Annotated in this window: 12 protein-coding genes and 1 tRNA gene; 8 read left to right on the top strand and 5 right to left on the bottom strand. The window is 61.7% G+C overall.

The window, feature by feature from the left end; all coding sequences use genetic code 11:
- Positions 1 to 8: 8 nt before the first annotated feature.
- Both rlmD and ACNAZA_RS11895 read right to left on the bottom strand, forming a co-directional pair.
- A complete protein-coding gene (gene rlmD / locus ACNAZA_RS11900) occupies positions 9 to 1,496 on the bottom strand; it encodes a 23S rRNA (uracil(1939)-C(5))-methyltransferase RlmD (protein ID WP_415796792.1) in 1,488 nt (495 codons plus the stop codon).
- 179 nt (positions 1,497 to 1,675) lie between these two features.
- Entirely contained in the window at positions 1,676 to 2,002 is a 327-nt protein-coding gene (locus ACNAZA_RS11895; RefSeq protein WP_415796791.1) for a hypothetical protein, read from the bottom strand.
- Between the two features lie 234 nt (positions 2,003 to 2,236).
- Between ACNAZA_RS11895 and ACNAZA_RS11890 the strand changes: the two genes are divergently transcribed.
- From ACNAZA_RS11890 to ACNAZA_RS11875, 4 genes are read left to right on the top strand one after another with little or no spacing between them, the layout of a single operon-like run.
- A complete protein-coding gene (locus ACNAZA_RS11890) occupies positions 2,237 to 2,770 on the top strand; it encodes a GbsR/MarR family transcriptional regulator (protein ID WP_415796790.1) in 534 nt (177 codons plus the stop codon).
- Positions 2,771 to 2,825: 55 nt separating this feature from the next.
- On the top strand, positions 2,826 to 3,698 hold the full coding sequence (locus ACNAZA_RS11885) for an NAD-dependent epimerase/dehydratase family protein (RefSeq protein ID WP_415796789.1): 873 nt from the start codon (positions 2,826 to 2,828) through the stop codon (positions 3,696 to 3,698).
- A gap of 4 nt (positions 3,699 to 3,702) precedes the next feature.
- Positions 3,703 to 4,122, top strand: coding sequence for a DoxX-like family protein (locus ACNAZA_RS11880; RefSeq protein ID WP_415796788.1), 420 nt, complete (start codon positions 3,703 to 3,705; stop codon positions 4,120 to 4,122).
- Complete coding sequence (locus tag ACNAZA_RS11875) at positions 4,119 to 4,595, top strand: DUF2269 family protein (RefSeq protein WP_415796787.1); 477 nt, start codon at positions 4,119 to 4,121, stop codon at positions 4,593 to 4,595. Before ACNAZA_RS11880 ends, ACNAZA_RS11875 begins: the two co-directional genes overlap by 4 nt.
- Before the next feature lie 83 nt (positions 4,596 to 4,678).
- Here ACNAZA_RS11875 and ACNAZA_RS11870 read toward each other — a convergent pair whose 3' ends face one another.
- The gene (locus tag ACNAZA_RS11870) at positions 4,679 to 5,158 is read right to left on the bottom strand and encodes an Lrp/AsnC ligand binding domain-containing protein (RefSeq protein WP_415796786.1); all 480 of its coding nucleotides are present in this window, start codon (positions 5,156 to 5,158) and stop codon (positions 4,679 to 4,681) included.
- A gap of 149 nt (positions 5,159 to 5,307) precedes the next feature.
- Between ACNAZA_RS11870 and putA the strand changes: the two genes are divergently transcribed.
- Positions 5,308 to 9,048, top strand: a complete 3,741-nt coding sequence (gene putA, locus ACNAZA_RS11865) for a trifunctional transcriptional regulator/proline dehydrogenase/L-glutamate gamma-semialdehyde dehydrogenase (protein ID WP_415796785.1) — start codon at positions 5,308 to 5,310, stop codon at positions 9,046 to 9,048.
- Positions 9,049 to 9,158: 110 nt separating this feature from the next.
- Positions 9,159 to 9,235 (top strand) — tRNA-Pro (locus ACNAZA_RS11860).
- Positions 9,236 to 9,336: 101 nt separating this feature from the next.
- Here ACNAZA_RS11860 and ACNAZA_RS11855 read toward each other — a convergent pair.
- Positions 9,337 to 9,582 carry an integrase core domain-containing protein gene (locus tag ACNAZA_RS11855; RefSeq protein ID WP_415796784.1) on the bottom strand — a complete coding sequence of 82 codons (246 nt, stop codon included), beginning with the start codon at positions 9,580 to 9,582 and terminating at the stop codon, positions 9,337 to 9,339.
- A 175-nt stretch (positions 9,583 to 9,757) separates the two neighbouring features.
- On the bottom strand, positions 9,758 to 10,663 hold the full coding sequence (locus ACNAZA_RS11850; protein ID WP_415796783.1) for a LysR family transcriptional regulator: 906 nt from the start codon (positions 10,661 to 10,663) through the stop codon (positions 9,758 to 9,760).
- 141 nt (positions 10,664 to 10,804) lie between these two features.
- On the opposite strand from ACNAZA_RS11850, the gene ACNAZA_RS11845 reads away from it, so the two are divergent.
- On the top strand, positions 10,805 to 11,014 hold the full coding sequence (locus tag ACNAZA_RS11845; protein WP_120967143.1) for a DUF3311 domain-containing protein: 210 nt from the start codon (positions 10,805 to 10,807) through the stop codon (positions 11,012 to 11,014).
- Between the two features lie 20 nt (positions 11,015 to 11,034).
- Positions 11,035 to 12,426: a sodium:solute symporter family protein gene (locus ACNAZA_RS11840; protein ID WP_415796869.1), complete on the top strand. Its 1,392-nt coding sequence runs from the start codon at positions 11,035 to 11,037 to the stop codon at positions 12,424 to 12,426.
- Positions 12,427 to 12,435: the final 9 nt, after the last annotated feature.

Here is a 12,435-nt window from a genome sequence, read left to right as displayed (position 1 = left end):
GCTAGCGCTTATTCGGCGCGCTCAAACACAGCCATGCTCTCCACATGGGCGGTGTGGGGGAACATATTGACCACGCCGGCGGCCACGCAGCGGTAACCGGCCTTGTGCACCAGCAAGCCGGCATCGCGCGCCAGGGTGGCAGGGTTGCAGCTCACATACACGATGCGCTTGGGGAAGTTCCAGCTCTCATGGCCTTCGGGCAGGGCTGGCAAAGGCTCGGCATCTTCGGGCGTCTCAGCACCGATGCGGATCTGGTGAATGTCGGCCAGGGCCTTGGACAGGGCAAATGCGCCTTCGCGTGGAGGATCGACCAGCCATTTGTCGGCATGGCCGTCGGCAATCAGCATGGCCGGCGTCATCTCGAACAGATTGCGCGCCACAAAAGCGGTGGGCGACAACTTGTCGTCCTCGGCACGGCTGGCATTGTTGGCGGCGTAATTCTCGTGCGAGCGCTTGACCAGCGTCTCCGAGCCTTCGATGCCCAGCACCTCGCGGGCCATGGTGGCAATCGGCAGAGTGAAATTGCCCAGACCGCAGAACCAGTCGATGACACGCTCATGCTTTTGCGCGTCCAGCAGCCGCAGCGAACGGGTGACCAGCACGCGGTTGATATGCGGATTGACCTGGGTGAAGTCCGTGGGCTTGAAAGGCATGGTGATGCCGAAGTCCGGCAGCGCATAGGACAGCTGAGTGCCGCCCTCTTCCATCAGCTTGACGGTATCCGGCCCCTTGGGCTGCAGCCACCACTGCACCTGGTGCTCGGCGGCAAAGTCGCGCAGGCGTTGCTGGTCGGCCTCGCTCAGAGGTTCCAGATGGCGCAGCACCAAGGCCGTCACCTCGTCGCCGCAAGCCACTTCGATCTGCGGCAGGGTTTCCCGCGCATCCATGCTGCTGATCAGAGCACGCATGGGCATGAGCATGGCATCCACATGGGGCGGCAGGATTTTGCACATTTCCATGTCGGCGATGTAGCGGCTCTTGCGCTCGTGAAAGCCCACCAGCACCTTGTTCTTCTTGGCCACAAAGCGCATGGACAGGCGCGAACGGAAGCGGTAGCCCCAGGCCGGGCCTTCGATGGGGCGCAGCAGGTTTTCGGGCTTGACCTTGGCCAGATGCCAGAGATTGTCTTCCAGCACGCGTTGCTTGATGGCCACCTGGGCGCCCACATGCAGATGCTGCATCTTGCAGCCGCCGCAGGCGCCGGCATGCAGGCCGAAATTGGGGCAGCCGGGCGTGACGCGCTGCGAGGACTCGCGATGGATCTCGGTCAGCGTGGCCGCTTCCCAGTTGTTCTTCTTGCGATAGGTGCTGGCGCTGACGATTTCGCCCGGCAAGGCGCCGTCGATGAAGATGACTTTGCCATCGGGCTTGCGGGCTACGCCCTGAGCGTCCATGTCCATGGACAGCACTTCCAGCCAGCCCTCGGGCAGCACGGGCGCATCGGCAGGGGTTTCGGGCAGGTTATCGGGAATTTTGTTGTGGCTGGATTCACTCATGGTGCCCGATTGTCTCAGGCTGCCCCATACCCGAGAGCCGACCCCGACAAAAACCCATGGCTGAGGCCCGTCAAACGCCGAAGCTATCGAATTTCATAGCGCCTTGCGCATCCAACACATGGATTTCAGCCTTGAATATGCGTAAAACCATTGAAAAATCAACGCCAGCCGCTACGGTTTCAAGAGCCGAAACGGGTGTCCTCGCGCTGGCGGCGGCCACGCTCGGCCTTGGCCTGGCTCAGTTGCGCGCGCTCGGCAATCAGATTGACTTCGGTGGCGCAGTTGAACTCGTCTAGCGAGAACACCATGCGGGCACCCGGCGCGAGCTGGGGCACGGTCTGGTGCAAAGGCAAAGACAGATCTACCGGCACGCGGTTGGAACGATAGATCAGTTCATTGCTGGGCGAGTAAACCATGTAACAGGCAGCCGAAGCGGCCTGGGCCAGGGCACAGGCCGACAGCAGTAAAGCGCAACGCAAGGCGGTTCTGGCTTGGATGGCGATCATGGATGAAAGTCTCCGGGTCGTGGTTCAACACAGCTCAGCTGCATGACGCCATTATGATTCAGGCCGATTCAAGCGGGCGGCAACACAAAATTTCTGTATTTACGGAAATTTCAATGTATCTGAAGATCAGTACTTTCTACTCAATGCATAGGCACTGAACGGCTTCACTCATCGTATTTGGAATAACAAATTTCTGTATTGACAGAAATTTCAGACAGACCCAGACTGCCATCTATGCAAATGAGTCCAATCGCCGAGCGCTTTGTGCACCACTGGGGTGAAATGGGTAACGCCTGGGGCGTGAACCGCACCGTCGCGCAAATCCATGCCCTGCTGTTCTTTCACGGCCGCGCCCTCAATGCCGAGGAAATTGGCGACACCCTGGGCGCGGCCCGCTCCAATGTGAGCACCAGCCTCAAGGAGCTGCAAAGCTGGAATCTGATCCGCGTCAGCCGCAAAAGCGGCGACAGGCGTGATTATTTCGAGACCTCGGCCGATGTCTGGGAGCTGCTACGCACCATTGTGCGCGAGCGCAAACAGCGCGAATTCAATCCAACCTCGGCCCTGCTGCGCGAGCTGATTGCCCAGCCCGAATTCGACCAGGAAACCCCGGACACCCAGGACCGGGTGCACGAGACGCTGCGCCTCATGGATTCCATGGGCCTTTGGACCGACGAGATGCTGCGCCTGTCGCCCGCCACGCTGGACAAGATCTTGCGCCTGGGTGCCAGCGTACAGCGCTTTGTGCGCGGCAATGACAAGCTATGACAGGCGCTGAGTTTCGGCTGCGGCTGAAGTAAACGCCACCACCAAAGGAGTCAAGATGCGAATTCTGATCTGCGGCGGCACCGGCTTTCTGGGCCGCCATATCGTGAACGCGGTGGCACAGCTAGAGCATGATCCGGTGGTGCTCAGTCGCCACTCCTCGCCCCCGCTGGACTTTGCCCAGGCCACCTCGCCCGAGCAATGGCTGCCTCATCTGCAGGGCATTGATGTCGTCATCAATGCCGTGGGCGCCTTGCGCGATCAACCCGGCCAGGATTTGCAGACCCTGCACACGGCAGCGCCCATGGCCTTGTTCGATGCCTGCGCCCAGCTGGGCATCCAACGCGTGGTGCAAATCTCGGCCCTGGGCGTGGAGCAAAGCGAGACACGCTACGCCAGCACCAAGCGCGCGGCAGACGAGCATCTGCTGGCGCTGGGCACCGCCGCCAGGCTAAACCCCGTGGTGGTACGCCCCAGCGTCATCTTTGGCGCAGGCGGCGCCAGCAGCAAGCTGTTTCTGAACCTGGCCAGACTGCCTGTCTTGCTGCTGCCCCAGCTCATGCAGGACAGCTTCATACAGCCGGTGGCCGTGCGCGAGCTGGCCGAGGTGGTCGCCCGCATGGCCACGGCAGCCACGCCCGGCGGGGTGATCGAGATCGGCGGGCCCGAGCCCATCTCCATAGAGCGCTTTATTGCCAGCCTGCGCGCGCAGATGAAATACAGCCCGGCCAGCGTGCGCACCCTGCCCGGCTGGCTGAGCAGCAGCAGCGCCAAACTGGGCGACCACATTCCCTGGCTTCCCTGGTGCAGTGAAACCATGGCCTTGCTGGAGAACAACAACGTCACCAACCCGCAAACCCTGGCCGCCCTGCTGGGCAGAACCGCCACAGCCCCCGGCCAGTTGCTCTCCACCCTGCCCAAACATGACTGAGAACATGGGTCCTGTTTCAACAGCGCAAGCTTGGCGTGCCATGCATCTGAGCCTGGTCGTGGTCTGGCTGGGCACGGCCCTGGTCAGCGCGCTGGACTATCTGGGGTATTCCGGCCTGGATCACGCCGGCGCAACACTGCTGGCCGACGCCGGCATAGACGATAGGCGCTGGCAGGCCTTGCTGATCTGGGGCGGCCTGCTGACGGATCTGCTCGTGGGCCTGGCCCTGCTGTTCAAACCGGTGCGCGCCAGCTATCTGGCGGCACTGGTGTTGATGACGAGCATGACCGTGGTTGGCACGGCCTTGCAGCCCACGCTGTGGCTGCATCCCCTGGGCCCTCTGCTCAAGAACCTGCCCATCGCCGCCATGCTGTGGTTTCTGCTGCAGACCACCCTTCCCAGCTCAAACAAAGCCTTGCCATGAACACCTATCTGCTGCTCAAAACCCTGCACATACTCTCCAGCGTGCTGCTGGTGGGCACGGGCCTGGGATCGGCTTTTTACATGTTCTTTGCCAACCGCAGCGGCTCGGTGGAGGCTCAGGCCGTGGTCAGCCGTCTGGTGGTACGGGCGGACTGGTGGTTCACCACGCCCTGCATCTTCATTCAACCGGCCACCGGCATCGCCATGGCCCATATGGCGGGCTGGCCGCTTTCCACGCCATGGCTGGCCTTGTCGCTGGGGCTGTATGCACTGGCCGGCCTGTGCTGGCTGCCCGTGGTTTGGCTGCAAATGCGCATGGCGGCGCTGGCCCATGGCGCGCAGACCGGCACCAACACCTTGCCCGCGCTTTACCTCCATTACCAGCGCCGCTGGGAGTTGCTGGGCTACCCGGCGTTTGTGGCCATGGCTGCGACGTATTTTCTGATGGTCAACAAGCCCGCCTTGTGGAGCTGATGCTCAGGCGAGCCAGTGCTTGATTGGAAGAAAAACAGCCCGCAACCCTTTATCAACAAACGGTATACGCTATCGAACTTGATTTAATTCAGCGGCAAGCGTGCACCTTCCTTGATCTCTTCCATCACTGCATAGGTACGCGTTTCACGCACGCCGGGCAGCTGCCACAGCACGCGGCCGGCAAATTCGCGGTAGGCCGCCATATCGGCCATACGGGTCTTTAGCAGATAGTCAAAGCCGCCGGCCACCATATGGCACTCCATGATGGCCGGGTGGGCCTGCACCGCAGCCTTGAACTCATCAAACACATGGGGCGTGGTGCGGTCCAGCAGCACTTCCACAAACACCGTCATGCCCACGCCCAGCTTCTGGGGGTTGAGCCGGGCTTCATAACCCAGGATGTAACCCTCACGCGTCAGCCGCGCTACGCGGGCCTGCACGGCCGTAGGCGACAGCGCCACCTGATCGGCCAAGCGCAGATTGGAAATACGCCCATCCGCTTGCAGTATTGCCAAGATTTTGCGATCAATCCTGTCGATACTCTCTTCTAATTCAGCACCCATTAGTGAATTCCTTTAAAGAATCATCAAAATATAGTGATTCATTCTTGTCGCATCCAGAGATGATTTCCTTAGCTGGCTGCGGCTAAGACATCAGGCATGCCAGCGGTGAACACAGCGCACCTGCCCGCTGTCACCGGATGAGACTGGACATGCCCGATCTGCCGACATCTACCAGCCTGGAATTCACCCCCCTGCCCGGCCGTAATTGCCCGGCCCAGGCCTTGCGCCAGGCAATTACGGCCGCCACGCGCATGGCGGAGTCCGATGCCGTCACCCGCCTGCTGCCGCTGGCCACGCTGGCGCCAGCGCAAGCCAAGGCTGTGGCGGCCCAAGCCAGCCAGCTGATAGAGAAGCTGCGGGCCCAGCCGGCCAGCCAAGGCCGGCAAGGTCTGGTACAGGGCCTGCTGCAGGAGTTCTCACTCTCGTCGCAAGAGGGCGTGGCCCTGATGTGCCTGGCCGAAGCCCTGCTGCGCATACCCGATGCCGCCACCCGCAATGCACTGATACGCGACAAGTTGCGCGGCGGCGACTGGCAAGCCCATCTGGGCAAAAGCCCGTCGTTGTTTGTCAATGCGGCGGCCTGGGGCCTCGTGATTACCGGCAAGCTGGTAGCTACGCACAGCGAAGCCGGCCTGCTGTCCGCCTTGCATCGCCTCACGGCCAAGGGCGGCGAGCCGCTACTGCGCAAAGGCGTGGACATGGCCATGCGCCTGATGGGCGAGCAATTCGTGATGGGCGAGACCATAGAACAAGCCTTGCAGCGCGCCCGCGAGCTGCAAGACAAGGGCTTTCGCTACTCCTACGACATGCTGGGCGAGGCCGCCCTCACTGCGGACGACGCCCGGCGCTATATGCAAGCCTATGTGGACGCCATTCATGCCATAGGCCGCGCCGGCCAAGGCATGGGCGTGTACGCGGGGCCGGGCATTTCCATCAAGCTCAGCGCCCTGCACCCGCGCTACAGCCGCTCCCAATACCGGCGCGTGATGAGCGAGCTGCTACCCCGCGTGCTGCAGCTGTGCGAGCTAGCGCGCAGCTATGACATGGGCCTCAACATCGATGCCGAGGAGGCCGACCGGCTGGAGCTGTCGCTGGACTTGCTGGAGCAACTGGCCCACGCACCCAGTCTGGCGGGCTGGAACGGCCTGGGCTTTGTGGTGCAGGCCTACCAAAAGCGCTGCCCTTATGTGATCGACTATCTGATCGATCTGGCCGAGCGCAGCCAGCGTCGCCTCATGGTTCGGCTGGTCAAGGGCGCGTATTGGGATAGCGAGATCAAACGCGCGCAGGTCGATGGCCTGGCCGACTACCCGGTCTACACCCGCAAGCACCATACCGATGTGGCCTATATCGCCTGTGCCCGCCAGCTGCTGGCCGCGCGCGAGGCCGTCTACCCCCAATTCGCCACCCACAATGCGCAGACGGTGGCCAGCATAGAAGCACTGGCCAGTGACTATGAATACAGCGCTGACCGCTATGAATTTCAATGCCTGCACGGCATGGGCGAACCGTTGTACCGCCACGTGGTGGAAAACGAAAACCCCGCCGCCCGCCGCCCCTGCCGCATCTACGCTCCCGTGGGCACGCATGAGACGCTGCTGGCCTATCTGGTGCGCCGTCTGCTGGAAAACGGCGCCAACTCCTCTTTTGTGCATCGCATAGCCGACCCTGAATGGCCGCTCTCTGATTTGATAGCAGCTCCCTCAGATCAGACAAAGGCTGAAGCCCAAAGCAGCTCTCATTGTCTGGGCTTGCCACATCCGCGCATCCCTCTGCCCGCCAATCTGCTGGGCGCCCAGCGCGCCAATTCTCAGGGGCTGGATCTGAGCAACGAGCGCACGCTGCAAGCCCTGTCGGACGCGCTCTCGGCCCTGACCACACCCGACATCGCAGGGGAAGCCGGCCTGGTACGCAACCCTGCAGATACGCGGCAGATACTGGGCCAGGTGGCAGACAGCGGCCCGGAACAGGTGGCCCAGGCACTGGCTGCGGCCGAACAGGCACAGCTCTTTTGGGGCGCCACCGGCGCCGCAGAGCGCACGGCTATTCTGCATCGCGCAGCCGAACTGTTTCAAGCCAGCATGCCGGTGCTGATGACCCAGCTGATGCACGAAGCCGGCAAAACCGCCGCCAACGCCGTGGCCGAGGTACGCGAAGCCATCGACTTTTTGCGCTATTACGCGGCGCAGATCCAGCGCCAGGAGAGTGCAGGCATCATCGCCCAGCCCATAGGCCCTGTTGCCTGCATCAGCCCCTGGAATTTTCCGCTGGCCATCTTCACCGGCCAGATTGCAGCAGCACTTGCCGCCGGCAATGTGGTGTTGGCCAAACCCGCCGAGCAGACTCCGCTGATTGCCCGGCAAGCCGTTGAACTGCTGCACGCGGCAGGCATTGCGCCAGACGTGCTGCAGCTGGTGCCCGGCCCGGGCGAAACCGTGGGTGCGGCCCTGGTGGCCGACGCGCGCGTGGCCGGGGTGCTGTTTACCGGCTCCACCGACGTGGCCCGCCTGCTTCACCGCCAAGCCGCCAGCCGTCTGCGTCCCAATGGCGAGCCTGTGGTGCTGGTGGCCGAAACCGGCGGCCAGAACGCCATGATCGTGGACTCATCCGCCCTGGTCGAGCAGGCGGTGGCGGATATCCTGGCCTCGGCTTTTGACAGCGCCGGCCAGCGCTGCTCGGCATTGCGCCTGCTTTGTGTGCAGGAGGATTGCGCAGAAAGACTGCTGGCCATGCTGCGCGGTGCCATGCAAGAACTCCATATAGGCAACCCCGCAGCGCTGGCCACCGACGTGGGCCCGGTCATCGATGCCGAGGCTAGGCACATGATCGAGCAGCATATCCATCAGCTCGAAGCCCGGGGCCTGCGCATTTATCAAGCGCCCATGCAGGCGGCGTCGACCGCCCACGGTCACTTTGTGCCGCCCACCCTGATCGAACTTGATAGCCTGAGCCGGCTGCAACGCGAAGTCTTCGGCCCGGTGCTCCATGTGCTGCGCTACCGGCGCAGCGATCTGCCGCAACTGCTGCAGCGCATCAATGCTCTGGGCTATGGCCTGACCATGGGCCTGCATACCCGCATAGACGAAACCGTGCAGCAGGTGGCGGCCAGCGCCCATGTGGGCAATCTCTATGTCAACCGCAATATGGTGGGCGCCGTGGTGGGCGTGCAGCCTTTTGGCGGCGAGGGCCTGTCGGGCACCGGGCCCAAGGCCGGTGGCCCGCTGTACCTGCCCCGGCTGCAAAGCGGCGAGTCTCAACAGCTGCAGCCGCTGCTGCAAGCACTGATTGAGGCCGGACCTGCTACCGAGCAAACGCCCTCACCTGCCTTGCAGCAGGCCAGGAACTTGCTGACGGCTTTGGGCAACTGGGCAGGCGCGGATGGCGATCTGCAAACCACGCTGCAGCAGTTGCTGGCCGAATTGCCGGCACTGCATGCGCCGCGCCAGCTGCCCGGCCCCACGGGGGAAAGCAATCGTTACACCCTTGTAGCCCGCGGCCGCACCCTGTGCGTGGCGCAAAGCGCTGCCATGCGCTGGTTGCAACTGGCTTATGTGCTGGCCTGCGGCGGCACGGTGGTATGGCCGGCAGATCAGCCAGATGGCTCGACCCAGACCCTGCACGCCAGCCTGCCCGCAGAGCTACGCCCCCATGTGCAGTTGCTCGGCAACCCGGACGATCTGGCCGCCATCGATGCCGCACTGATCGAAGCCGAGGATGCGCAGTGGCTGCAATGGAGCCAGCGCCTTGCCCTGCGCCCCGGCCCACTGCTGCTGCCCATACGCTGCAAAACAGGCCAGAGTCTGGACATGGCAAGGCTCTGGCATGAGCGGGCCTTGTCAATAAACACCGCGGCAGCTGGCGGCAATGCGACGCTGATGACGCTAGAGTGATGGACAGCTTGCGCTTACCCGGCTGAAAAGGTTTTTTCAGCTAATTTGAAGAAAGTGGGTGTTTTGCCCGGAGAGGCTGTTTTTTGTCCCTATAATTCAACCCATCAACACGGAATGTAGCGCAGCCTGGTAGCGCACTTGCATGGGGTGCAAGGGGTCGCGAGTTCGAATCCCGCCATTCCGACCAAAATAGATAAGGGTTCCTAACTGCAAAGTTAGGAACCCTTTTTCTATTGCCACGAAATTACCCCAAAAAAAGGGAGACGCATCCTCGCTTTCCTGCGCCACCTAAAAGTAGAGGTTGGGGAAACGTTTGGCACGATACGCGGCCGGCGGAATCCGGCGTAGCGATTCATGTGGACTAGGGTGGTTATAGCGATGCAACCAGTCCTTGGTCATCGAGCGCACTTCCTGCAGCGATTCAAAGACACAGCAGTCAAGCACCTTCGTTCTGTAAGTTCTGTTGAAGCAGCGTTCTGCGTCGGCTTGTCCGGCTGAATGTGGCGCAGCTCTACGCCTTTGCGCTGTGCCCATTGCTTTAAAGCCTGGGCGATGAACTCCGGTTCGTTGTCCAGGCGGATGGACTGCGGCACCTGCGGACCTCGGCAAGCTCTTCCCATGCCCGCACCGCTCGAGCGGCAGGCAAGCTCGATGCGCAGGCACTCCCGGTTGAACTCATCAATGACGTTGAAGGTTCTGGCATGAAGGCCTACATCGCAGCCCAGTATTGTCGTGTGAATGAGTACAGCAACTCCAGCGCAGGCGAGAGTGTGCGGCCTGTGGTGCGTGCGATGCCATAGTGGCCGTAGCGGCCAGGGTCTGGGGTGATGGGGACTTCGATGATGGTGCCGTTGGCTCGCTCCTGCCTGGTGACTGCGAGGATGCCGAAGAGCATTGTGTCGCTGGCAAGGGTGACTTGGCGCAAGGTTTCCAGATCGTTGCAGTGTAGGGTGAAGAGCCTGTCCTGCTCGGCTTCGGGGCCCCATAGGTAGGTAAGGCGGCGGGTGATGGCCGTGCTCAGCGTGGTGGTCGCCAGTGGGTAGCGGCGAATGGTGTCGAAGTCGATGACGGACTCGCTCAGGATGGGGTGGCTGGCGCGGCAGACGAGGCCGGCGTGCAGGTCACCCAACGGCTCGAATTCCACGTCGTTCCCCGCAGCGCGAAGGATATAGCCGTCGCCGACGATGGCATCGATGCTTTCGTGGTCAAGGCTTTTTAGCAGTGCTTGGGTGGAGCTGACTTCGGTGCGTACCTTGATGCGTGGGTGCTTCTGCGCCATGTGGATGAGAAACGGCGTGAGTAGCAACGCGGCCGGGCCGGGCGCGAAGCCGACGTTGAGCTGGCCTTCCTGAGCGCCGCGCAGCAGTTCTATGTCGCGCTGCAATTGCGTCATTTCAAGGCGGATGCGTCTCGCACGCTCGGCCACCAGCTCGCCGAAGGCCGTGAGCCTTGCGCGCCTTGCGCCGCGATCGAAGAGTTGCGCCTTGAGTTCGTCTTCCAGCGACCGGATGCTGCGACTTAACGCAGGCTGGGTGAGGTGGACCGCTCGCGCTGCGTCAGAGAAGGTTCCATGGTCGACGATGGCCAGCAGGTGCTTGAGCTTTTGCGAATCCATAATTTTTTCTCATGCTTTTTAATTAATATTTGCATTTGAATTATATGAACGTTGTTTCTACCATCTGATTTCACAAGGCGGCAAAGAACCGCCATGCGGCTTTTTCGCTAGTGGACAGACAAGTAAATCAGGAGACAACACATGCTCAAGGTGTTCATTGGGCTCGGGATACCGTACCTTGCGGTAGTCGGGCTGCTTCCGTGGGTCGCTTCGGTCGACCGTTTCGTGTTCGGCGTGCCGTTCATCTACATGTGGATCTTCATCTGGTTCGTGCTCACCTCCGGGTGCATGTACGCGGTGTGGCATCTGTTCGATCGTCACGAGCCCGATGTGGCCGTTGACCAGCACTGAAGTCAGGGAGCAGCATCATGATGGCTTCACTTGTTTTTCTCGGCGTCATTCTTTACTCCCTCTATCTGGCCATCCGCTCACGCAAGGGCGGTGGCGAATCACAGAGCGTGCATGACTTCTTTGTGGCTTCGCGGCAGTTTGGCGCGTGGCTGGTGTTCTTTCTGGCGGCCGGAGAGGTCTACAGCATCGGCACCATGGTGGGATTTCCAGGCGGCATCTACGCCAAGGGCCCAACTTACGGCGTCTGGTTCCTCGGCTACATCCTGCTGGCCTATCCGCTTGGCTACTTTCTTGGCCCGAAGATCTGGGAGGCGGGTGCGCGCTTCAACGCGATCACCTTGCCCGATCTGTTCAAGGGCCACTACAAGAGCCGCGCGCTGGAACTGATCGTTGCGGGTTCGGCGATTCTGTTTCTGTTGCCGTGGGGGCAGCTGCAGTTCACGGGCCTCGTGGCTGCACTCAAGGGACTGGGCTGGAACTTCACGCCACTGCATCTGGTGCTGATCTCCGCTGCGCTTGCGTTCACCTACATCGCCATTTCGGGCGTTCGGGCCACGTCATACATCGCCATCCTCAAGGACATCGTGATGCTGGTGGCGATCATCGTCGTCGGTCTTGCGGTGGCCATGCATGCAGGCGTCGCCGACGTGTTCGAAGCGGCCAGCAAGCAGGTAAGCAACCACATGAATCCGACCGAGTTGCGGTTCTCGATGAGCACCATCTTCTTTCAGGCGATGGGCTTCTACATGATGCCGTTCGCAATCCAGAACTTCTTCACGGCCAAGAGCGCGAACACCATTCGCCGCACGCAGATCGTGATGCCGCTGTACATGCTGATGTACCCATTCCTGGTGCTTGCGTCGTACTACGCCATCAGCCAGAACCTGCAGCTCGCATCGCCCAACGAAGCCTTCTTTGCTGCGGCCATCCGCCTGCTTCCGGGTTGGTTGCTGGGCTTGGTGGCGGCAGGAGCGGCGCTGTCCGGGCTGTTGGTGCTCGCGGGCATCTGCCTGGCGATCGGCCCGATCGTCACACGCAACCTGATTCCATCCATGCCTGAGCAAAAGCAGAAGTTCGCTTCCAAGATCGTGATCGCCATCTATCTCATGATGTCCATCGTGATGACGCTCTTCACGCCCAACCTGATGCTCACGCTGATCAACACGGCGTACTACGGCGTCACGCAGTTCTTCCCCGGCATGCTGGTGATCCTGTTCAAGCGCAAGGTGCGTCCGGCTGCCGTGGCCATGGGCATTCTGGTCGGGCAGGTGTCGGCCATCGCGATGTATGTGGTGCAGCCCGATTTCGGCGGCTTCAATCTGGGCCTCATCAGCCTCGCGGCCAACGTGGCGGTGATGTTCGCTATGCACGTAGCCCTGCCGCGCCCCGTGGTGCGTGTGGGAATGGCTTGATCGAATCAG

The sequence above is a fragment of the Comamonas aquatilis genome, from assembly GCF_965139575.1.
Classification (GTDB): Bacteria; Pseudomonadota; Gammaproteobacteria; order Burkholderiales; family Burkholderiaceae_C; genus Comamonas; species Comamonas aquatilis.
Note: the sequence above shows the minus strand (reverse complement) of the source record. Positions and strands in the feature narration are given on the sequence as shown.